The organism is Streptomyces sp. Y20 (genome assembly GCF_043195475.1).
Classification (GTDB): domain Bacteria; phylum Actinomycetota; class Actinomycetes; order Streptomycetales; family Streptomycetaceae; genus Streptomyces.
The window spans coordinates 20,456-40,685 of the sequence record NZ_JBIDDP010000017.1 but is presented as its reverse complement, the minus strand read 5'-3'; the positions used below and the strand labels follow the sequence as shown (position 1 = coordinate 40,685).

Annotated in this window: 18 protein-coding genes and 2 pseudogenes; 11 read left to right on the top strand and 9 right to left on the bottom strand. The window is 73.5% G+C overall.

Translation table 11 applies throughout. The annotated features are described in order from the left end of the window. The first annotated feature begins 3 nt into the window (after positions 1-3). From ACGFT1_RS31685 to ACGFT1_RS31665, 5 genes are all read left to right on the top strand, one after another. Positions 4-156, top strand: coding sequence for a VenA family class IV lanthipeptide (locus tag ACGFT1_RS31685; RefSeq protein ID WP_373912414.1), 153 nt, complete (start codon positions 4-6; stop codon positions 154-156). A gap of 482 nt (positions 157-638) precedes the next feature. Beyond that, the gene (locus ACGFT1_RS31680; protein ID WP_373912413.1) at positions 639-1,709 is read left to right on the top strand and encodes an ATP-binding cassette domain-containing protein; all 1,071 of its coding nucleotides are present in this window, start codon (positions 639-641) and stop codon (positions 1,707-1,709) included. After that, positions 1,706-2,569, top strand: coding sequence for an ABC transporter permease (locus ACGFT1_RS31675; protein ID WP_373912412.1), 864 nt, complete (start codon positions 1,706-1,708; stop codon positions 2,567-2,569). Before ACGFT1_RS31680 ends, ACGFT1_RS31675 begins: the two co-directional genes overlap by 4 nt. 270 nt (positions 2,570-2,839) lie before the next feature. Continuing rightward, on the top strand, positions 2,840-3,316 hold the full coding sequence (locus ACGFT1_RS31670) for a Rieske (2Fe-2S) protein (RefSeq protein ID WP_373912411.1): 477 nt from the start codon (positions 2,840-2,842) through the stop codon (positions 3,314-3,316). 129 nt (positions 3,317-3,445) lie between these two features. Next, positions 3,446-3,916 carry a pyridoxamine 5'-phosphate oxidase family protein gene (locus ACGFT1_RS31665; protein ID WP_373912410.1) on the top strand — a complete coding sequence of 157 codons (471 nt, stop codon included), beginning with the start codon at positions 3,446-3,448 and terminating at the stop codon, positions 3,914-3,916. A gap of 63 nt (positions 3,917-3,979) precedes the next feature. On the opposite strand, the gene ACGFT1_RS31660 is transcribed toward ACGFT1_RS31665, so the two are convergent. After that, positions 3,980-4,882, bottom strand: coding sequence for a LysR family transcriptional regulator (locus ACGFT1_RS31660; RefSeq protein WP_373912409.1), 903 nt, complete (start codon positions 4,880-4,882; stop codon positions 3,980-3,982). A gap of 74 nt (positions 4,883-4,956) precedes the next feature. Here ACGFT1_RS31660 and ACGFT1_RS31655 point away from each other — a divergent pair, with 74 nt between their 5' ends. Continuing rightward, positions 4,957-5,889: a DMT family transporter gene (locus ACGFT1_RS31655; RefSeq protein ID WP_373912408.1), complete on the top strand. Its 933-nt coding sequence runs from the start codon at positions 4,957-4,959 to the stop codon at positions 5,887-5,889. 310 nt (positions 5,890-6,199) lie between these two features. Here the strand turns inward: ACGFT1_RS31655 and ACGFT1_RS31650 are convergent, their stop codons facing one another. Then, on the bottom strand, positions 6,200-7,531 hold the full coding sequence (locus tag ACGFT1_RS31650) for an aminotransferase class I/II-fold pyridoxal phosphate-dependent enzyme (RefSeq protein WP_373912407.1): 1,332 nt from the start codon (positions 7,529-7,531) through the stop codon (positions 6,200-6,202). Between the two features lie 63 nt (positions 7,532-7,594). Here ACGFT1_RS31650 and ACGFT1_RS31645 point away from each other — a divergent pair, with 63 nt between their 5' ends. Then, positions 7,595-8,275, top strand: a complete 681-nt coding sequence (locus tag ACGFT1_RS31645) for a pyridoxamine 5'-phosphate oxidase family protein (RefSeq protein WP_373912406.1) — start codon at positions 7,595-7,597, stop codon at positions 8,273-8,275. Positions 8,276-8,285: 10 nt separating this feature from the next. Here the strand turns inward: ACGFT1_RS31645 and ACGFT1_RS31640 are convergent. From ACGFT1_RS31640 to ACGFT1_RS31625, 4 genes and pseudogenes are all read right to left on the bottom strand, one after another. Further along, positions 8,286-9,252, bottom strand: a pseudogene (locus ACGFT1_RS31640) (DMT family transporter). 189 nt (positions 9,253-9,441) lie between these two features. Next, positions 9,442-10,446, bottom strand: coding sequence for a DMT family transporter (locus tag ACGFT1_RS31635; RefSeq protein WP_373912405.1), 1,005 nt, complete (start codon positions 10,444-10,446; stop codon positions 9,442-9,444). Between the two features lie 322 nt (positions 10,447-10,768). Then, positions 10,769-11,431, bottom strand: coding sequence for a Clp protease N-terminal domain-containing protein (locus ACGFT1_RS31630; protein ID WP_373912404.1), 663 nt, complete (start codon positions 11,429-11,431; stop codon positions 10,769-10,771). A gap of 250 nt (positions 11,432-11,681) precedes the next feature. Beyond that, positions 11,682-12,308, bottom strand: coding sequence for a PadR family transcriptional regulator (locus ACGFT1_RS31625; RefSeq protein WP_373912403.1), 627 nt, complete (start codon positions 12,306-12,308; stop codon positions 11,682-11,684). A 241-nt stretch (positions 12,309-12,549) separates the two neighbouring features. Here ACGFT1_RS31625 and ACGFT1_RS31620 point away from each other — a divergent pair, with 241 nt between their 5' ends. Together ACGFT1_RS31620 and ACGFT1_RS31615 are read left to right on the top strand one after the other, a co-directional pair. Further along, positions 12,550-12,975, top strand: coding sequence for a VOC family protein (locus tag ACGFT1_RS31620; RefSeq protein ID WP_373912402.1), 426 nt, complete (start codon positions 12,550-12,552; stop codon positions 12,973-12,975). Positions 12,976-13,082: 107 nt separating this feature from the next. Then, complete coding sequence (locus ACGFT1_RS31615; RefSeq protein ID WP_373912401.1) at positions 13,083-13,895, top strand: PhzF family phenazine biosynthesis protein; 813 nt, start codon at positions 13,083-13,085, stop codon at positions 13,893-13,895. Positions 13,896-13,914: 19 nt separating this feature from the next. On the opposite strand, the gene ACGFT1_RS31610 is transcribed toward ACGFT1_RS31615, so the two are convergent. After that, entirely contained in the window at positions 13,915-14,715 is an 801-nt protein-coding gene (locus ACGFT1_RS31610) for a CPBP family intramembrane glutamic endopeptidase (RefSeq protein WP_373912400.1), read from the bottom strand. An 842-nt stretch (positions 14,716-15,557) separates the two neighbouring features. Then, entirely contained in the window at positions 15,558-17,075 is a 1,518-nt protein-coding gene (locus tag ACGFT1_RS31605) for a glutamate--cysteine ligase (protein WP_373912399.1), read from the bottom strand. A gap of 572 nt (positions 17,076-17,647) precedes the next feature. On the opposite strand from ACGFT1_RS31605, the gene ACGFT1_RS31600 reads away from it, so the two are divergent. Together ACGFT1_RS31600 and ACGFT1_RS31595 are read left to right on the top strand one after the other, a co-directional pair. Next, the gene (locus ACGFT1_RS31600; RefSeq protein WP_373912398.1) at positions 17,648-18,232 is read left to right on the top strand and encodes a hypothetical protein; all 585 of its coding nucleotides are present in this window, start codon (positions 17,648-17,650) and stop codon (positions 18,230-18,232) included. 350 nt (positions 18,233-18,582) lie between these two features. After that, positions 18,583-18,789, top strand: a complete 207-nt coding sequence (locus tag ACGFT1_RS31595; RefSeq protein WP_373912531.1) for a DUF5999 family protein — start codon at positions 18,583-18,585, stop codon at positions 18,787-18,789. Between the two features lie 74 nt (positions 18,790-18,863). On the opposite strand, the pseudogene ACGFT1_RS31590 reads toward ACGFT1_RS31595, so the two are convergent. Continuing rightward, positions 18,864-19,832, bottom strand: a pseudogene (locus ACGFT1_RS31590) (family 43 glycosylhydrolase); the annotation flags it as partial. Between the last annotated feature and the right edge of the window lie 398 nt (positions 19,833-20,230).

Genomic DNA, 20,230 nt, shown 5'->3' with positions numbered 1-20,230 from the left:
CCCATGGAGAACCAGGACCTCGAACTGCTGGCCCGGCTGCACGCCCTTCCCGAGACCGACCCCGTCAGCGTGGACGGAAAGCCGTTCGCCGCGACCTGTGTCTGCGTCGGCCTGCTGACCGCCCTCAACACCATCTGCATCGGCATCACCTGCTAGTCCGGTGACACCACTCGGCCGGCAGCTGTCCCGGTTGGTCCCGGACAGCCGCCGGCCGGAGTGACGGCCGGATCCGGGACGCAGCGCCCCACCAGCCAACAGCCTCCGCCGCTTCCCACGACCGCGCGAGAAGCACCGGAGAGCCTCAGGCACAGCTGCCCCCTGCCTCCGTGACCGCGACCCAGCCGCTCCCACGACTTGTAAGGCCGACGAGACGACATGAGCCCCCTGGCCCCGCGCCCGTACATCCGTACCGCTCCGACCGCCGAGGGAGCGGTCCCGCCCACCCAGCGCGCCGGCACCATCGGCCGTCAGCGCCACAAGGCCCCCGGCTCCCCTGTCCCCTGCCCGCGACGGCCCTCGGCCGGCACCCGGCTCCGGCGCCCGCCCGGGGCGCGGTCCACCTGGTGCCCACCGGTGGACGGGGTCCGGACCGCGGGCAGCCGCATGGCGGTGGAGACGACCACACCCGAGCAGCCCTCATGACAGCGCCCCTCACCAGCCCGCACGCCACCCGGCACACTCCCGAGCCCGCGCACGCCATCAGCACGCGTGGTCTGACGAAGAGCTACCCGGGGCCGGAGGGCACCCTCACCCACGCCGTACGCGACCTGGACCTGGACGTGCCGCAAGGCGAGACCTTCGCCTTCCTCGGCCCCAACGGCGCCGGGAAGTCCACCACCATCGCGTTGCTCTGCGCCCTGGCCCGGCCCACCGCCGGTCACGCCACGGTGGCCGGTGCCGACGTACTCACTCAACCCCACCGGGTACGTCAGCAGGTCGGCATGCTCTTCCAGCACAGCGCCATGGACCCGGACCTGACAGCCGACCAGAACCTCTACATTCACGCGCGCCTGTACGGGCTGCGTCGCCGCCACGCCCGCCGGCGCGCCACCGAAGTGCTGGAGATGGTCGGCCTCACCGATCGGCGCGGTTCCCCGGTACGCACCCTGTCCGGCGGCATGCGGCGCCGCCTGGACATCGCCCGCGGGCTCCTGCACGCGCCCCCGGTGCTGTTCCTGGACGAGCCGACCACCGGACTCGACCCCTACGCCCGCGCACAGGTCTGGGAGCACCTGCGCGCACTGCGCGACCGGTACGGCAGCACCCTCTTCGTCACCACCCACTATCTGGAGGAGGCGGAGAACTGCGACCGGATCGCCATCATCGACCGCGGCCGGCTGGTGGCACAGGGCGCGCCCGCCGCGCTCAAGGCCGCCATCGGGGACGACCGGGTGGTGCTGCGCACCGGCGACGACGCGACGGCGCGACGGGTCGTGCGCCAGGCGGCGCCGTCGAACTGCGTCATCACCGTGGACGCCGACGGGGTCTGCCTGCGGGCGCCCGACGGCAGCACCTGGATCCCCCGCCTGTGCGCGGCTCTGGAAGGTCACGGCGTCGCCGTGCACGCCGCTTCCGCGACCGCGCCCACTCTCGACGATGTCTTCTTCCACCACACCGGCCGCAGTCTTCAGGCCACGCAACCGGCCCGGACTCCGGCCGCCACCCCCATCCCGCGCGCGACCACGGCAGAAGCTGACGGCGGCCCATGACCACACCCACACTCCAGACCTCAGGCCCCTCAGGCACCTCAGACACTGAACGGCCGACCCGTCTACGGCACGAGCTGCGCGCGGTCCACGCGCTGGTCCACCGCGATCTGCTCCGCCTGGCCGGCCAACGCACCCACACCGCGCTGATGCTGCTCCAGCCCGTGCTCTACCTCCTCATCCTGGGAGGCGGCCTGGCCGCTCTCATCCCCAGCGCCTCACTGGGCGTCGGCTACCGGACGTACCTGTTCCCCGGGATGCTGATGATGACGGTACAGATGCCGGCCATCACCGTCGGCGTCCGTCTGATCAACGACCGGGAAAGGGGCTACCTGCGTGAACTCCTGATGGCCCCGGTCAGCCGCACCACCCTGCTCCTGGGCAGCTGCATCGGCGGCACCCTGGCCGCCACGGCCCAGGGCGCCGTACTGCTCGGCCTCGCCGGGGCCGCCGGTCTGCCCTACGACCCGCGACTCCTGGTGCTGCTCCTCGTCAGCATGATCCTGGCCTCCTTCACGATCACCGCCCTGGCCCTGGCCGTGGCCGTGAGCCTCCGCCGGGCCGAGACGTTCCACGTGCTGCTCGGACTGGTGATGATGCCGCTGCTGTTCGTCTCCGGCGCCTTCTTCCCCCTGCGGACCATGCCCGGCTGGGCGCGCGCACTGGCCGATGCCAATCCGCTCGCCTACGGAGTGGACCTGCTCCGCGGCTGCATCGCCCTGCGGGCGCCGGACCGGGCGGCCGTCGGGGGCATCGAATGGGCCGGCTGGCAACCGCCCCTGCCCCTCGAGGCCGCTCTCCTGCTCGCCGGTGGCGCGATGGCCCTCCTGTGGGCCGCCCACCGCTTCAAGCGCCCGGAGTGACGAGCGAGGCATCTGCCGCAGTCGTGCGGCGGGCGGGGTTCACCGCCGGCCCGGCCGCTGCCGAACTGTCTGCCACCCGGTGGCTTTCTTGAGTGTCGCCGCAGGTCACCAGGGTGGGACGACGTCCGGCCGGCACCCGCCGCACCGCCGCGGCCCACGGCCCGCCGATCACCGGACGGCAGGGATCCGGGCGCCCGCCTGAACGGCCGCCGCCGCAGGGCCGTACCCCATGACGGATCACGAAGAGGCTCCGCGGAAGGGAATCCCCACATGACCAGCGCTTCGCTCCCGCCGGAAACGGCAATGGCACCGGCCCGCCGAACCGTCATGGCGGCGGCCGGAGCGGCGGGGCTCGCCGCCGCACTGACCGCCTGCGGCTCGACCGACAAGTCGGCCGACACCACCGGCACCGGGGCCGGGGCCGCCGGCTCCCCGCAGGACAGCGGTTCCCCGGCCGGTGGCACGGCGCTCGCCAAGACATCGGACATCCCCGAGGGCGGTGGCAAGATCTTCAAGGATCACGGTGTCGTCGTCACGCAGCCCACGGCGGGCACGTACAAGGCGTTCTCGTCCAAGTGCACCCACCAGGGATGCGCGGTGGGCAGCGTGGCGAACGGCGAGATCGTCTGCCCCTGCCACAACAGCCACTTCTCCGCGGAGGACGGCAGCGTGAAGAAGGGTCCCGCGACCCGGGCACTGCCCCCGGCGAAGATCACGGTCTCCGGTGACCAGATCGAACTGGCCTGATCCGGCCCCGGCCCCGCCCGCGCGCCCGGGGCCGCGCGCAGACCGGACCGTTCCCTTTCCCGCCGTGATGCCAGAGGATCGCCGCAGGGGGGCGTTCCTCTGGCACGACTTGGCAGAAGAGGGGGCAGCATGACCGTCACACAGCAGCGCCGGGGCCGGAGGATCATGATGACGCCCGGCGAACTGGACGCGTTCCTCACCGCCCAGCGCACCTGCCGGGTCGCGACCGTCTCCTCCGACGGCACCCCGCATGTGAGTGCGCTGTGGTTCGCCTGGGACGGCACTTCGCTGTGGCTGTACTCGGTGGTCCGCAGCCGGCGCTGGACACAACTGCGCCGAGATCCGCGGGTGGCGGTCGTGGTCGACTCGGGTGAGGAGTACGACCAGCTGCGCGGGGTCGAGCTGTCCGGCCGGGTGGAGTTCGTGGGCGAGGTCCCGCGCACGGGCGAGCTGTGCGCCGAACTGGACACGGCCGAGACGCTGTTCGCGCGGAAGAACTTCGGCCTGGACGAGATGCCGCACGACGGCCGGCACGCCTGGGCCCGGCTCACCCCGGAGAAGGTCGTGTCCTGGGACTTCCGGAAGCTGGGCGGGGCGTAGGACGTGCCGTCGAACTCCCCCCGCCCGTGAGGCGGGCGGGTGTTCGACGGCGCCTCCCGGGACTCAGCCCAGCTTCCGTGCCGCCGCGCGCAGTGCGTCCACCGCCGCGCGGATGGAGGGGCGCCGGTCGGCGTCCGCGCGCCAGACGACGTACACATGCCGCCTCATCCGCTGCTTGAGCGGCAGCAGCACGACCCCCTCGGGGACCGGGTGGCGGCCCAGCAGCGGCGCGATGCACACTCCCAGGCCGGCGGCCACGAGGCCGAGCTGAGTGTGGGTCTCCCCCGCGCGGTGGCCGACGATCGGCTCCACGCCCTTGGACCGCAGGGTGAACATCAGCCACTCGTGACAGAACTCGCCCTGGCCCCAGGTGATCCACTCGTCCTCGGCGAACTCGGTGAGGTCGACCTCGTCCCGGTCCGCGAGCGGATGCCCGGCCGGCATGGCGACATCGGCAGGGTCGTCCAGCAGGGCCGCCTTGACCAGACCGTCGGGCACGGGCATCGGCTTGTTGTACCAGTCCAGGACCACCGCGAGGTCGAGATCGCCGCGGACCACCCCGGCGATGCCCTGCTCCGGCTCCAGCTCGCTGGAACGCACCCGCAGCCCCGGGTGCTCGGTGCGCAGGGCGCCGAGCGCGTCCGGGAAGAGACCCCGGGCCGCGGTCGGGAACGCCGACAGCCTGAGTTCGCCGACGACCTGGCCGCGGTGCGCCTCCAGGTCCGACTCGGCCAGCTCGACCTGCGACAGGATGCGGCTCGCGTGCTCCGACAGCAGCCGGCCGGCGTCCGTGAGCCGTACGCCCCGGCCGTTCCTGGCGAGGAGCTGCTGGCCCGCCTCCCGCTCCAGCTTGCTCAGCTGCTGCGAGACGGCCGAGGTCGTGACGTGCAGCGCGTCGGCCGCCGCGCTGACCGAGCCGTGCCGGGCGAGGGCATCGAGGGTGCGCAGGCGCTCCAGATTCAACATGTAAGTGATTCTAAGAGGTACCGGGTGGAAATTCTCGATTGTGCTACGAGGTTCGCTGCCGCATCGTTGTGGCCATGAGCACGGTCACCGCACCCCCGACCCGGTCCGCACCCCCCGCCCGCCCCCGCGCCCGCCTCGACTGGAGGCTGCGCTTCGCCGCCCTGTCCGCGATCTGGGGCTTCAGCTTCCTGCTGATCAAGGTAGGGACGGACGGGTACGCCCCCTTCCAGGTCACCCTGGGACGGCTGGTGTTCGGCACGGCGGTGCTGATGGCGGCGATGGCCGTGAAGCGGCAGCGGCTGCCGCGCGGGGCCCGGCTGTGGGGGCACATGGCGGTCGCCGCGTTCCTGCTCAACGCCCTGCCGTTCTCCTTGTTCGCCTACTCGGAGCTCACGATCCCGTCCACGCTCGCCGGCATCTGCAACGCCACGTCCCCGCTCTGGGGAATGGCCCTCTCCCTCGTCGCCCTCTCCGAGGACCGGCCGACCCGGGTGCGCGTGGCAGGCCTCGGGCTGGGCTTCCTCGGGGTGCTGACGGTACTGGGGGCCTGGCAGGGCTTCCACGGCCTGGACGCGAAGGGCACGGCGCTGGCGCTGCTCGCGTCGTTCAGCTATCCGGTCGGGTGGATCTACGTCCGGCGGACGCTGGCCGGCACCGGGAACTCGCATCTGGCGATGACCGGGGGCCAGCTGCTGCTGGCGACGGTGCAACTGGCCGTGGTGACACCACTGTTCACCGATGTGCCACGGGATTTCGCGCTCGTGCCGCTGCTCGCCGTCGCCGCGCTGGGGGCGCTGGGCACCGGGTTGGCCGTGCTGCTCCAGTACGGGCTGGTCGCCGAGGTCGGCCCCACCACCGCCCAGATGGTGACGTACTTCATCCCCGTCATCGCCACGGCCGCGGGGGTGGCGATCCTCGGCGAATCGCTCCACTGGAGCACCCCGGTGGGTGCGGTGATCGTCCTGGCGGGCGCAGCACTCACCCAGATACGCACGAAGAGGGGCTGAGAGAGGGGCGCGGGGGCGGGTGCGAACGCGGGGCCGGTCGGCCGGGCGAGGGGCGGCGGGCGGCAGTCGGGGACTGTTCGTGGCGAGGCGCGGCGTCCTGCCCGGTGCGGAGGCGTCCGAGCGGGCGGGACGCGGGCTCGCTCACCAGCGCGGGGCACCCGAGCGGGGGGCCGGGCGCGAACGGGGGCCCCGGAGCGGGCCGGGCGCGGAGGGCTGGTGCGAGCGGCGGGGTCCGAGCGGGCGGCGTGCGTACGGCTGCGGGAGCGCCCGGCGGCGCGGGCACCGCGCCCCGGCGCCCATGCCTGGGACCCTAGCCGTAGGTCCGCGCCGGTGACGGACGTACCGCTGTCGCCACCGCGTCCGCCAACGGGATGACGTCCTCCTGGGTGAGGGGGGAGACCGTGATGCGGATGCCCGGGGGTGAGGCCAGGCGGAAGCGGGCGCCCGGGGCCGGTGCCCAGCCCGCCTGGAGGAGGCGGGCCACCGCGCCCGTCTCGTCGGGGACCGGCACCCAGACGTTCATGCCGCTGCGGCCGTGCGCGGCGACCCCGCGTTCCGCCAGCGCGCCGACCAGGGCGTCCCGGCGGGCGCCGTACGACCGCGCCAGCGCGGACCGGTCGACAGCGCCGTGCGTCCAGAGGTGGGCCACGGTCCGTTGCAGCAGCAGGCTGACCCAGCCGGGGCCGAGACGCTGGCGGCCCCGGACCCGGTCCACGGTGAGGGGGTCCCCGGCGAGGACGGCGAGGCGCAGGTCGGGACCGTAGGCCTTGGCCGCGGAGCGGACGAAGGCCCAGTGGTGTGTGACGCCCGCGAGGGGGTGCAGCGGGAGGTCGACGATGCCGTGGCCGTGGTCGTCCTCGACGAGCAGGGTCCGCGGATGGTCACGCAGGACCGTGCGCAGGGCACGGGCGCGTGCGGCGGTCACGGAGGCGCCGGTCGGGTTCTGCGCGCGGTCGGTCACGATCAGGGCGCGGGCGCCGGACTCCAGGGCGTGCCGCAGTTCGCCGTCGAGCGGTCCGTCGTCGTCCACGCCGACCGGGGCCGCGTGCAGGCCGAGGGCGGGGATCAGGTCGAGCAGGCCGCCCCAGCCGGGGTCCTCGACGGCGACCGTGTCCCCCGGCTTGAGATGCGCGGTCAGGACGCGCTCGACGGCGTCGAGGGAGCCGGAGGTCACGGCCAGTGGGCCCGCGGGAACGCCGTCGGCGTCGAGTTCGGCGCGGGCCACGCGCGCGAGGTCCGCGTCGACGGGGTCGTCGCCGTACAGGACGGGCCGCCGGCCGGCCCCCTCGGCCGCGGCGGTGAGTGCCGGGGCCAGTCCGGGCAGCAGGGCCGGGTCCGGGTTGCCGGTCGACAGGTCCCGGCCCCCGGCGGGCACCTCCACGCGCAGCTGCTCGCGTCCGGTGGTGGCCGGCCGGGGACGGACGCGGCTGCCCCGGCGGCCGGCCGTCTCGATCACACCGCGCTCGCGCAGGCTGCGGTAGGCGGCGGCGACCGTGTTGGGATTCACCCCCAGCCGGGCCGCCAGCTCCCGCATGGGAGGCAGGTGCTGCCCCGGTCGCAGCTCCCCGGTGCCGACCGCGCGTTCGACGTCGGCCGCGATCTCGGCTGCGCCACGCCCACTGATCCTATATTCTCCTAGCACAAACACCATTATGCACTAGTGCAATCAGGATCGCACGCGCAGGCCGCCATGGAGGGGACCGTCATGCAGGGGACGACCGAGGACACGCGGGCCACCGCCTACACACCGACCGACCGGACCGTGCCGACGCGCTCCGCGGACCGGGCGTCGTACGACAAGGAACTGGTGCACGCGATACTTGACGAGGGGTACGTCTGCCACCTCGGCTTCGTGCGGGACGGCGCCCCGGTGGTGCTGCCGACGCTGTACGGCCGGGTCGGCGAGCGGCTCTACGTCCACGGCTCCACCGGCTCCCGTCCGCTGCGGATGACCGGCCAGGCCGACCCGGGCCTGCCGGTGTGCCTGACGGTCACCCACGTCGACGGGCTGGTACTGGCCCGCTCCGCCTTCCACCACTCGATCAACTACCGCTCGGTGGTGGTGCACGGCACCGCCCACGAGGTCACCGACCCCGAGGAGCGGCGCCTCGCCCTGGACGCGCTGGTGGACCATGTCGTCCCGGGCCGGGCCGCCGACTCCCGGCCCGCGAACAAGAAGGAACTGGCCGCCACCGCGGTGATCCGCCTGGATCTCGAAGAGGTCTCCGCCAAGGTCCGCACGGGCGATGCCAACGACGAGTCCGAGGACCTCGGCCTGCCGCACTGGGCCGGGGTCGTCCCGCTGCGCAAGGGGTACGGCACACCGGTACCCAACGCCGACCTGGCGCCCGGTACGGCTCTGCCGGAGTACCTGGCGGCGCGGTGACGGCGCGGCCTCACCCCGGGACCGGCTCCGGCCGGCCGGCTCCGCGGGCCTCGCTCACGGCGAGGCCCGCCACGGCGCCGAGGAGGAGCAGGGTGCCGGCCACGGTGCTCACCGTGAGCCGCTCGCCGAGCAGGACGACGGCGAGGACGGCGGCGGTCACCGGCTCCAGCAGCATGACCACCGCGACCGTGGCGGACCGTACGACGGCGGCTCCCGCGAAGTAGAGCGCGTACGCGAGGGCCGTCGGTACGGCGGCGACGTAGAGCAGCAGCCCCAGCAACCGGGCCGGGTGGGCGGTGTGCGGGAGCAGTCCCTCGTGCACCGCGAACGGCAGCAGGCACAGGGCGGTCACCGCGAAGGCGCTCACGGTCGTACCGGAGGCGTCGGCGTTCCCGTTCCGGCCCCACCACCGGGTGAGCAGGGTCATGGCGCCGTAGCCCGACGCGGAGACGAGCGCGAGGAGCACACCGGCCGGGTGGACCGTCGCGGAGGAGCCGCCGAGGGTCAGCACGGCCAGCCCGGCCCGCGCCCGCCACGGCCACGACACCGCCGGCGCCTAGCCGCTCGCCGAGCAGCAGCCGGGCGCCGAGCGCGATGAGCACGGGACCCGCGCCGAGGGTGACGACGGTGGCCACGGCCAGTCCCGTCGAGGCCACGGCGGCGAAGTAGGCCGTCTGGAAGACGGCGAGCCCGATCCCGGCGGCCATCGCGCGGGCCGCCCTGCGGTGCAGGGGTACCGGCGCGGGTCCGGCCGCGGGCCCGGCCTCCTCCGGCCGGACGCGCGGGCGCAGCAGGCGGTCGGCCGACAGGAAGGCGAGCCCCAGCGCACAACGCCAGAACGACAGGCCGAAGGCGCCCATGTCGCTGGCCCGGAAGACCAGCGAAGCGGCGGCACCGGCGGTGCCCCATGCGGTACCGGTGATGATCAGGTAGAGCAGGCCACGCCCGACGGGCAGACCGGAAACAGCGTTCGGCAAGGGAATCTCTCCGCAGGAACGCACGCGAGGTGCGGAAGCTCGGGGCGACCCGCTTCAGCGGGTCGCGCGGACTTCGTCTGCGGGCAGCACCGTCCGGCCCGGCGCGGATGCGCGGGACCGATCTCCCGGAGGCCCGCCTCAGGCGGCCGGGGGCGGAAGGACGAGTGCGTTCGACGGCATGGGCAGACCCTATGCGGCCGTGCCGCGGGCGGACAACTCCCGTTCCGCACCGCCCTCGGCGACCGGCTCCGGGGCGCCCTCGGCGGGAGGCGACGCCTGGGCGATGAACGCACCGGCGAGGACGACCGCGCCGCCGAGGACCTGGGGCGCGGAGAGGTGCTCGCCGAGCAGCACCCAGGCCAGCACGGTCGCGATGACCGCCTCCAGGCAAGCCACGACACCGGCGACCTGCGGCGAAAGCCGCCGCACGGACAGCACGCCGGTGACGTACGCCAGGACGGTGGCGACCAGGACGATCCAGGCCAGGAGTGCGAGGGCCGGCACGGCGGTGCCGTTGAGCCGGGCCGAGCCGGTCAGCACCGACCAGTCCATGCGCCAGGGGCGGGCGACGGCCGTCAGCACGGTGGCGCCGACGAGGAGTCCGTAGGCGATCACGCCGAGCGGATCGGGTGCTTCGGCGCCGGCGTCGCCGCCCTGGTCGGACAGCACGAAGTAGCCGACCTGGCAGCAGGCGGCGCCCAGGGCGAGGAGCAGGCCCACCGCGTCGAAGCTCAGGCCCGACCACACCTCCACCACACAGGCGAGACCGCCGGCCGCCAGGACCACACCGGCCGCGGCGGCACGCGTGACGGGCCGCCGCTGCACGAACCGGACCCAGCCCAGGACCAGCGCGGGCGCCAGGTACTCGACGAGCAGTGCCACGCCGACCGGGATGCGGGAGAGCGCGGCGAAGTAGCAGGCCTGGACGCCGGCTACGGCGAGCAGCCCGAACCCGGCGAGCAGCAGGGGCCGGCGGCGCGGCAGGGCGCGGTGCCGCACGGCGAGCGGCAGCATTATCAGGGCGGCGCCCGCCACCCGCAGCCACACCACGTGCAGCGGCTCGAGTCCCGCCTCGATCAGCGGCTTGGCGGCCACCCCGGACCCGCCGAAGGCCAGCGCCGAGACGAGCGCGAGGCCGAGCCCGGCGCCCTTGCCGGGGCTGTCCTGACTGCTCACAGACGTATGCACCGGCACATGATGACAGGCGACGACAGCAGCGTCACGCTTGTTGACACCTGTCTCAGGTGGTGGACGGGGGGAGGGAGCAGGGGCGGCCCTGCCGTCGGCGATGGATGGCGGGAGACGTGAAGGGCAGCGCCGTCGGCGACGGATGGCGGGGGGAGCAAAGCGGTCCCGTCGTTCGCGACGGGACGGCGGGAGGGTCAGCCACGGCTCCGCCGGCGGCGGACGGCGGAGGATCAGCCGGCACTCCCGTCGCCTCGGCGGACCGTGGGAGGGATGTGACCGTGGGAGGGATGTGGGGGGGCGGCCCCGCCGCCGGCGTGCGGCGGACGGTTCAGCCGGCGGCCCCGCCGCCGTCGGCGGACTCGTCGGGGCCGGGCACGGCCCGCGCGACCAGCTCAGGGGCGGAGATGCCGGCGCGCGCGAGGACCTCGACGGCCCGGGAGCCCGGATCCGTGACGAGCGCCGCGAGCAGGTCCGCGCCGGAGACCTGGAGCGCGCCCCGCCGCCGGGCCCGCCCGCGGGCGTCCGTGAGAGCGGCCGACGCGGCGGGAGACCACCCGTCGACCTCCCTGGTCCCACCGTCATGGCCGGCCGCATCGGCGCATGTGGCCGCAGCGGCGTCGCTCACCGGGTCCGCGCCGCGAGTGGGACCAGGGGGGCCGGCGGGGTGCGCCGGTGGCGGTACGGCGGCGATCGGCCCGGAATCCTCCACACTGCCCTGCCAGCGCAGCCCGTAGCCGATGCTGCGCTGGACGAGGTAGCCGAAGAGCCGGGCGAGCCTCGCGGGGCCGCCCACGGCGGCACGGACCTCGGGGTCGTGTTCGAGCAGGGAGTGGAGCAGATGGGCGGTGTCGGTCTGCCGGTCCCCGTCCCGGACGGCCCTGCGACGGGCACCGGCGACCACCGCCGCCAGCTCGGCACCGAGCTCGGCGGCGCCGTCCTGGTGCGGCACCGGCTCGTCGTGGGCGGTGCGGTGGGCTGTACTGGTGTGCACGTCCTCTACCCCATCAGGCGGAAGGGGGCCGGTCATCCACGGGGGGAACCATTCTCGCGTCCCACGCAGAGTGGAGATCGGCGACCGGAATGTCATCCTTGCGGAGGAGATCCAGCCGACACTCATCATGGGGCACACGCGGACCGCCCGTGCGCCCCGGCCCCACAGGCCTCCGTGACCGGCCTGATGGTCCGTCAGTACGCGGGCGCCCCACGCGGATACCGCACGGGGCGCCCGGGCACTACGAGCGTCACTGCTCGTCGGCGAGGATCAGGTACAGCTTCCTGCGGGCGTCGTTGATGACGGCCAGTGCTTTCTCGCGCTGTTCCTTGCTGCCGGTCCGGAAGACCTGCCCGAAGGCTTCCATCAGGCCCGAGCCGGCCTGGCGGATCTCGCCGAGGGCCTCCCAGTCGACCCCCCGCGAGGCCTCTTCCCAGGGTGCTTCCGCACCTTCCTCGGCGGCGCCGCGTCCGCTCTCGGTGAGGGCGAACAGCTTCTTGCCGCCCTCGCTCTGGCTGGTGATCAGCCCCTCGTCCTCCAGCAGCTGGAGGGTGGGGTAGACCGAGCCGGGGCTGGGCTTCCACGCGCCGCCGCTGCGTTCGGCGATTTCCTGAATCATCTCGTAGCCGTGCATGGGCCGGTCCTTGAGCAGGGCCAGGATCGAGGCGCGCACGTCACCGCGCCGCGCCCGTCCCCGTCCGCCGCCCCTGCCTCGCGCCCCCCAGGCGCCCGGTCCGAAGCCGGGGCCGCCGGGGCCGAATCCCGGACCACCCGGCCCGAAGGGCCCGAAGGCGGCCCGTCGGCCCTCGAAGCCGCCCATGCCGCGGCGGCCGGGGCCCTCGTGCCGATGTCCACGCTCGAATCCGTGGGTACGCATCGCGTCACTCCATTCATCAGTGATCTGTTGTACGTATCGCGTATCGTTCGCGATGCCTCAACGATATATCGGAGAAGTCCCCGTGACAACCCCCTCCCGGAGCGGGTGACCCAGCGGCCGATCGCCGCGCGCCCGAGGTACCGCCCGAGGGCGACCCGGCGGGCCGCACCGCGCCTCCGGGCACCAACAGGCGGGCGAATAAAGGGAGATGGGGGGCCGATCCCCCTGTTATGGTGCGTCGATGTCATCGATCAGGCAGTTCCAGGTCACCTTCGACTGTGCAGAACCCGAGCGCGTCGCCCGTTTCTGGTGCGAGGTGCTGGGGTACGTCGTATCGCCGCCGAAGGGGTTCGCCACGTGGGAGGATTTCGACCGTTCGCGGCCGCCTGAGGACCAGGGGTCATGGTGGGCGTGCAGTGATCCCACGGGTGTGGGCCCGCGACTGTTCTTCCAGCGCGTTCCGGAGGGCAAGACCGTCAAGAACCGGGTGCATCTCGACGTGCGGGTCGGCACCGGGCTCGTGGGTGAGGAGCGCCTGGCCGCGCTCGAAGCCGAGTGCGCGCGGCTGGAGGAGCTCGGTGCGGTACGCGTGCAACTTCTCTATGACGGCACCGATTCGTGCATCTGCATGCAGGACATCGAGGGCAACGAGTTCTGTCTCGACTGAACGGCGGAAGCCGGCGGCGCCCGTCGCGGTGATGCCCTCGGGAAGGAGACCAGTTCACGTGAATTGGCCGTGGGCCGGGGACCTGCGCGGGCGCTAGCGTCAGCGGCATGCGTATGCGAATCGTGGATGCCTTCACCGACCGCCCCTTCGCCGGCAATCCGGCCGGGGTCCTGCTCCTGGACGATGTCTTCCCCGACGACGACTGGCTTCAGAACGTCGCCATGGAGGTGAACCACGCCGAGACGGCGTTCGCGCACCGGCTACCTGCCGGCGGCGCGGCGGACTGGGCCCTGCGCTGGTTCACGCCCGTCGCCGAGGTCGCGATGTGCGGCCACGCCACGCTGGCCACCGCCCACGTGCTGCACACCACCGGCGCCCACACGGGTTCCGTCCGGTTCGCCACCCGCAGCGGTGTCCTCGTCGCCACGCCCGCCGCCGACGGGTCGATCACGCTCGACTTCCCGACCGCCCCGCTCACCCCCGTCGAGCTGCCGGCCGGGGTCACCGAGGCGCTGGGCGCGGCGCCGGTCGGCGCCTTCGACACCGGGCCGGACGTGGGCGACCTGCTGGTGGAACTGGCCGACGAGAAGACCGTTCTCGGCCTCTCCCCCGACCACAGGGCCCTCGGGGCGTTCTCGTCCCGCGGCATCATCGCCACCGCCCGCGCCGACGACCCGGCCCGCGGCTACGACTTCGTCTCCCGCTGCTTCTTCCCGAACGTCGGTATCGACGAGGACCCGGTCACCGGCAGCGCCCACACGGCGCTCGCCCCGCACTGGTCCGCGCGCCTCGGCCGTGACGACCTCACCGGACTCCAGGCCTCCCGGCGCACCGGACTGGTCCGCACCGGGCTGCGGGGCGAGCGGACGCTGCTCACCGGCAGCGCGGTCACGGTCATCGACGGCGAGCTGCGCGCCTGACCGGTCCGGCCGCCGGCGCTCAGGCCGTCGGCAGCCAGCCCACCTTGCCGGCGAGGAGGGCGTAGCCGACGAACGCGCCGATGTCGAGCAGCGAGTGCGCGACGACCAGCGGCCCGACCCGGCCCCAGCGCCGGTACAGGTACACGAACACCACGCCCATGACCATGTTGCCGAGGAAGCCGCCGATGCCCTGGTAGAGGTGGTAGGACCCGCGCAGGACCGCACTGGCCACCAGCGCGGTCCCCGGGGTCCAGCCCAGCCGGCCCAGCCTGCGCAGCAGGTAGCCGACGACGATGACCTCTTCGAGGATCGCGTTCTGGAGGGCGGAGAGGATCAGTACCGGGTACTTCCACCACACGTCGGGCAGCGCCTCGGGGACGACGGTGAGGTTGAAGCCGAGGCCGCGGGCGGCCAGGTAGAAGGCGATGCCGGTGCTGCCGATCACGGCCGCGACGCCTGCGCCCCGGGCCAGGTCGGGGCCGGGGCGGGTGCGGTCGAAACCGAGCGTCCGCAGGCTCGCGCCCTCGCGCAGCAGCAGGTGCGCGACCAGGGCCACGGGGACCAGGGCGCTGGCGATGCCGAAAAGCTGCCAGGCCAGGTCGAGCCACGGGCGGCCGGGCGCCGCCGAGGCGTTGAGGGTGGCCGCCTGGTCCTTGAGGCCGCCCGGCCGGGTGACCGAGCCGATGAAGCTGATGAGCGCGGACACGCCGCTCGCCCCGAGCGAGAGTGCGAGTACGAGCAGTGTCTCGTCCCGCAGTATCCGCCGCGGGTCGCTCGCCCGCGCCGGGGAACCGGCCACCGAGTCAGCCTCCACCTGCACCCCTGCCTCCAGCCGCCTCACGGGCCTCCGGCCCGCCTTCGCCCGGCAAGGATTACAGAAGGCGCCCCGGGCAACGCGCACCGGGCCCGCTCGGGAGCACCCGCGGCTGCCGGCCCCGGCGCGACGGCCGTCACCAGCCCCGCACCCCGGCACCCCGCACCCCGCACCCCGCACCCCGCACCCCGCACCAGAGACCGAGCGCCCTGACCGGGGGCCTGACGCAAGACCCGGGGGGCCGGCGCCAGGCCCGGGGGGATGCAGCGCCGTCCGCGAGGGTCCGGCGCAAGACCCGGGGGCACCCAGCGTCATGCCTCGGGGCCCAGGCGATACCGCGGGCCTCAGCGCCGCACCCGGGAGCCCGCCTGATACCCGGTACCAGCGCCATGCCCCGCGGGACCAGCGCCAAGCCCGAAGGCCCGGCACCCCGCCCGGGGACCTGGCGCACAGCCCGGGAGCCCCGCGTAACCCCCGGGGCCCAGCGCCACGCCCGGGGACCCGGCACCGCACCCGGGACTCACGCGATACCCCGTACCAGCGCCACGCCCCGCGGGACCAGCGCCAAGCCCGAAGGCCCGGCACCCCGCCCGGGGACCCGGCGCACAGCCCGGGAGCCCCGCGTAACCCCCGGGGCCAGCGCCACGTCCGGCGGGATCAGCTCATGCCCGAAGACCCGGCGCCACGCCCAGGGTCCCGGCGCCACATCCGGGGACCCCGGCACCATCCACGGACCCCATGCGAGGCCCGCAGGCCCGGTGCCGGGCCCGGCACCGGGCCTGCGGCCAGGGCTCCTGCGCGCGGCCTTCGGCGTCCGGGCGCGGGCGCCCCGGTGTGACGGCCGGGCGTCAGCCGAGCGGTACCGGGTCCGGCAGGCCCACCGGCCATGTGTGGACCGGTTCCCCGACATGCATCAGCTCGGCGTACCGCCGCGTCGTCGCCGCCAGGGCCGCGTCGCGCGACATCCCCTTCTCCAGCGCCCGGTGGAACGTGGCCGCCTGCCAGGACGCCCCGTTCACCCGGCGCCGGCAGCGTTCCTCGATCACGCCCAGGTAGAGGTCCCGGTCCGCGGCCTCCACGCCCCACGCGTCCAGCCCGGCGGCGGCGAGCGGCAGCAGTTCGTCCCGGACCAGTGTGACCGCGTCCACCTCGCCCGTGCCGCCGTACCGGCCCCGCTTCGGCCAGACGAAGCGGGCGTCGATGCCGTGCCGGCACGCCGCGTCGAAGTTCGCCTCGGCCGCGGCGAACGGCAGGCGGGTCCACACCGGCCGGGGTTCCTCGGCGAGGGCGCGGACGAGGCCGTAGAAGAAGGCCGCGTTGGCGATGATGTCGGTGATGGTCGGCCCGGCGGGCAGCACCCGGTTCTCCACGCGCAGGTGCGGGACACCGTCCGCGATGTCGTACACCGGCCGGTTCCACCGGTAGATGGTGCCGTTGTGCAGGACGAGTTCGGCGAGCTTGGGCACCCCGCCGGCCTCGATGACCTCCAGCGGTTCCTCGTCGTCGCAGATCGGCAGCAGAGCCGGGAAGTAGCGCTGGTTCTCCTCGAAGAGCTCGTACGCGGACGACACCCACCGCTCGCCGAACCACGTCCGCGGCCGTACGCCCTGCGCCTGCAGCTCGGGCGGGCGGGTGTCGGTGGACTGCGTGAACAGCGGGGGCCGGGACTCGCGCCACAGTTCGTGACCGAAGAGGAACGGCGAGTTGGCGCCGACGGCGATCTGCGCGGCGGACGCCGCCTGCGCGGCGTTCCACACGTCGGAGAACCGCTCCGGGGTGACCTGGAGGTGCAGCTGCACCGAGGTGCACGCGGCCTCGGGGACGATGGACTTCGACGTGCACACGAGGTGCTCCACGCCCTCGATGTCGAGCCGGAAGTCCTCTCCGCGCGCGGCCACGATCTGGTCGTTGAGCAGGGCGTACCGGTCGGCCTCCGAGAGGTTGGAGGAGACCAGGTCGTCGCGGCCCAGCGTGGGCAGGATGCCGATCATCACGATGCCCGCGTCCACCTCGCCGGCCTTCCGGTCGGCGTAGGCCAGGGAGGTCCGCAGCTCCTCGGCGAGCTGGTCGAACACCCGGCCGCCCAGGCGGTGCGGGGCTATGTTGACCTCCAGGTTGAACATGGCGAGTTCGGTCTGGAAGTCACGGCTTGCGATGCGCTCAAGTACCTGTCCGTTCAACATTTTCGGCATACCGTCACGGCCGGCGAGATTCAATTCGATCTCGACCCCCATGAGGTTCTTGGGACGGTCGAATCGCTTCTCCGCCAGCAGTCGCTCCAACCCCGTCAGACACTTCTGGAGCCTTTCGCGATAGCGCTGGCGATCGGACAGGTCGAACTGCCCTGCCACGACCTTCTCCCCCATGGAAGAGTCCCTCCTCGGACGGGCGGGCCGACGATCCGTTCGCCGGGCTCCCCCGTCAGGTGGGATGATGCCCAGCCGAAGCGATCGATAACGTCCCGTGTCGGCCCGCCGCCCGCTACTCTGTCGGAATGTTCCCCGCGGCACATTCACGGGGCATGCCGCAGCTCGCACCTTCGGGTGCCCCGTACGCCTCGTGAAAAACGCCGACGACATTCGGCCGACCGCTACCGGCGCGTACGACGAGGTCAGCGGCGAGGGCTACCCCGCGAAAACGGGATTTTCTCCGCGAATCAGCGACCCATTTCCGCCTTGTCCGTCACACGGAAATGGGATAGCCGAAACACCGGCCGAACACGCGTCGTATAAACTCCGTCCACAAGGCACAAGGTTGGCGCCCTCGGTCCTGGTTCTCGCCGCGTTTCTGCCGTCACGGTTGACGGGCGGCAGACAGAGCCGCACCCTCTTCCAGACCCGACCAGGGCCCCCACCTCTCCGGCCTTCCGTGAGCAGACAGCGCCGTCCGCCCCACCCTCCTCGCGCCGCCGCGCCTGTCGAATGAGAGGCGACCCACCATGCCGTTGCATGTTCCCCCTGCCCCCGCGCCCGCCCTGCGCTCCGTCCTCACCGCCCTCGGTTCCCCCACCGCGGTCCGTGAGGCGCGCACCCCTTCCCTGCGTGCCGCGCAGGGTCCCGCGACACCCGAACTCCCTTTGCCCGTCCACGTGTTGGACCGGATCACCGCCCAAGGCCTGTCCGCGACACGATTGGCCGGCTGGCGCTTCCTGATCCGGTGCGGCGATCGCGCGGTGGCCGCGGCCGAGACCATGCTCACTCCCGACGGCTGGGCCTTCTCGCACTTCTTCGAGGGTCCCTACGTCGCCTCCACCGAACGTGCCCTGCACCAGGCCGAGGCGCTCCAGCAGCCCTACCAGGCCAGGCTGTTGTCCCTCCCCGGCCTGTACATGCTCACCCTCTGGCTGCACGGCGACTGCACCGGCGACGGCACCGAGGGCCACCCGGCCGCCGGCGACCTGCTCGTGCCGCTCGCCCCGGCGCCGCCCGGCATCCCGGCGCACCGCCCGTTCCAGGTGGCCGAGTTGCTTCCGGTGCTGACCCATCGGGCGACTCCCCTCCCGCTGCTCGGCTCGCCCGCCTGACCCACGCCCGCGTACCCCGCCGCCCGGCAGGGAAGCGGGGTACGACCTCTTATTCCACGGCCGCCACGTGGGTGCCTGGCGCCAGGCACCAGGCGCCTGGCACACGTGTTCGGCGTGGGCATATGCCAACGGATCTCTTCCGTATGGACTAGCCCTATCCGGTCAGTGCGAACCACCCAAAGGGACAGTGCAGTTCGACTGAACCGACCGGGCGGGTGACGCGTCATGAACCAGTGAGAAGCGGTGCCGTGAAATCCCTGCGGAATGACGCGCGGAGGACAACACTGGATCCGACCGACTCACCACCACGGGGGACGGACATGACCACGACCCAGCGAGAGATCCCGCCCATGTGCCAGCACCAGCCGCCGTGCCCGACAGCCGAATCCGCCGACCGGGAGTCCGCCCGTCTCACGGCGCACCACCCGGAGCAGGGATGGAGCCTGCTGTGCAACGGCGTCCTGTTCTTCGAGGACACCGGCGAGCTGCTGCCCGACGGCAGCGTCATCGCCCCGCACCGCCCGCTCGGTGCGGAGCGGGTGATGACCGCCGCCTGAGAGCGGCACGGCAACCGAGGGGCCGGGGCCGTACCCACCGGGGGCGCGCCGGCCCCGACACATGTCCGTAAGGATCAGGCCGTGGCGTCTGCGGGCACGTAGTCGAACCAGTCGAAGGTCGCCCGGCCCGCGGTGACGTACATGCCGATGACACGGCCGGTGAAGCCGGTGGCCACCTGGGCCGACGGACAGCGGCCGTCGAGTTCGGCGGGCCGGAGGGTCCCCTCGCCGGTCCCGACGGTGAAGACGGGGGTGCCGGGGGCGTCTGCGGTCCCGGGTTCCGGCTCGCGCGGAGGTCGACGGCCAGGGTGACAGGACCCGCCGGCACCGGCTGTTCGGCGACCGCCTGGCGGTGGGCCGATGCGCGCGATCACTGCCACGGTTCCTCCGCTCACCTCCAGGTCGTAGTGGTGCGCCTCGTCCAGCCGGACGGCCCAGCCCGGCCCGTGCCGCCCCGGCCGCCAGCAGCGCGGCCGCCCGGCAGTCGTGGTGCTGCTGGCGGCGGCCGACGAAGGTGTGCCCGGGCCGGTCGAGGCTGTCACCGGGGGCCGCCAGGGCGAGCCGGCCGGGCCGTTCGGTCAGCGACCAGCAGCCCTCGGGCCTGCGGTGCGGGGACATCCAGTGCGGTGCGAGCGCCGTGCCGGTGAAGTCGTCCCGTGCGGGTGGCTGTTCGACGGGCGTCCAGGCGGCCGGCGCCGGATGCCGCTCCCGCACCGCTCCCGCCGCGGGCCAGCCGTCGGACCATTCCAGGCACCGGAAGGTCTCCCGGCCCACGTGGAACCCGGGGAACCAGCCGCGGGGCGGGGTGCCAGCAGCACCATCCACCAGCCGCCGTCGGCCGCCTGGACAGGTCGCCGTGCCCGGTGCGCTGGATGGGAGGCCGGTGCCGCGGTGGGACAGCAGCGGATTGCCGGGCGCCGGTTCCCAGAGCCGCGCGAGTGACCCCCGCGCCGTGACCCCGCCGGCGCGCACCGGCAGTGGCCGTCCTCGTCCCAGGCGAGGTCGGGGTCGATGCCCGGCAGGTCGATCCACACCGGGTCGTTTCGAATTCAACAGCGAGTCCTGTCGACGAGGTGGCCGCCGGGGGCGCAACGGCCGCGTGAATGACCGGCGTGCGGCCGGCGGCCCGTACGGGTACGGCGAAACCTGCGGGCGGCGGGAGTGGCTCCCTGGCGCCCGGCCGGGGGGCGGCCCCCAGATGGGTCCGGCCGGGAAGTGACGCTCCGTGGTCGTCGGCCGTCCGGCGTGAGGTCTCCCCCACGCGCCCGCCCCGGTCGGCCGTAAGGGGCCTCCTGCCTCCTCATTTCGTGCGGTCTCTGCGCTCGCGGACCATTCTTAACGCAAGTCTGACGCCGTCCGGGCTCTGATTCCCAGGCCTCGGCATCACTCTGTGCTTACGCTGTTGCCGCCGTCCCACGTGATGGCCGGAAAAAGCTGAGCC

Bases quoted from the DNA above. Each gene is read 5' to 3' on its own strand.
- ACGFT1_RS31615 (WP_373912401.1), top strand. From the start codon at position 13,083: ATGCGTATGCGAATCGTGGATGCCTTCACCGACCGCCCCTTCGCCGGC.
- ACGFT1_RS31670 (WP_373912411.1), top strand. From the start codon at position 2,840: ATGACCAGCGCTTCGCTCCCGCCGGAAACGGCAATGGCACCGGCCCGC.
- ACGFT1_RS31685 (WP_373912414.1), top strand. From the start codon at position 4: ATGGAGAACCAGGACCTCGAACTGCTGGCCCGGCTGCACGCCCTTCCC.
- ACGFT1_RS31595 (WP_373912531.1), top strand. From the start codon at position 18,583: ATGTGCCAGCACCAGCCGCCGTGCCCGACAGCCGAATCCGCCGACCGG.
- ACGFT1_RS31605 (WP_373912399.1), bottom strand. From the start codon at position 17,075: ATGGGGGAGAAGGTCGTGGCAGGGCAGTTCGACCTGTCCGATCGCCAG.
- ACGFT1_RS31600 (WP_373912398.1), top strand. From the start codon at position 17,648: ATGCCGTTGCATGTTCCCCCTGCCCCCGCGCCCGCCCTGCGCTCCGTC.
- ACGFT1_RS31645 (WP_373912406.1), top strand. From the start codon at position 7,595: ATGCAGGGGACGACCGAGGACACGCGGGCCACCGCCTACACACCGACC.
- ACGFT1_RS31620 (WP_373912402.1), top strand. From the start codon at position 12,550: ATGTCATCGATCAGGCAGTTCCAGGTCACCTTCGACTGTGCAGAACCC.
- ACGFT1_RS31665 (WP_373912410.1), top strand. From the start codon at position 3,446: ATGACCGTCACACAGCAGCGCCGGGGCCGGAGGATCATGATGACGCCC.
- ACGFT1_RS31660 (WP_373912409.1), bottom strand. From the start codon at position 4,882: ATGTTGAATCTGGAGCGCCTGCGCACCCTCGATGCCCTCGCCCGGCAC.
- ACGFT1_RS31675 (WP_373912412.1), top strand. From the start codon at position 1,706: ATGACCACACCCACACTCCAGACCTCAGGCCCCTCAGGCACCTCAGAC.
- ACGFT1_RS31625 (WP_373912403.1), bottom strand. From the start codon at position 12,308: ATGCGTACCCACGGATTCGAGCGTGGACATCGGCACGAGGGCCCCGGC.
- ACGFT1_RS31680 (WP_373912413.1), top strand. From the start codon at position 639: ATGACAGCGCCCCTCACCAGCCCGCACGCCACCCGGCACACTCCCGAG.
- ACGFT1_RS31655 (WP_373912408.1), top strand. From the start codon at position 4,957: ATGAGCACGGTCACCGCACCCCCGACCCGGTCCGCACCCCCCGCCCGC.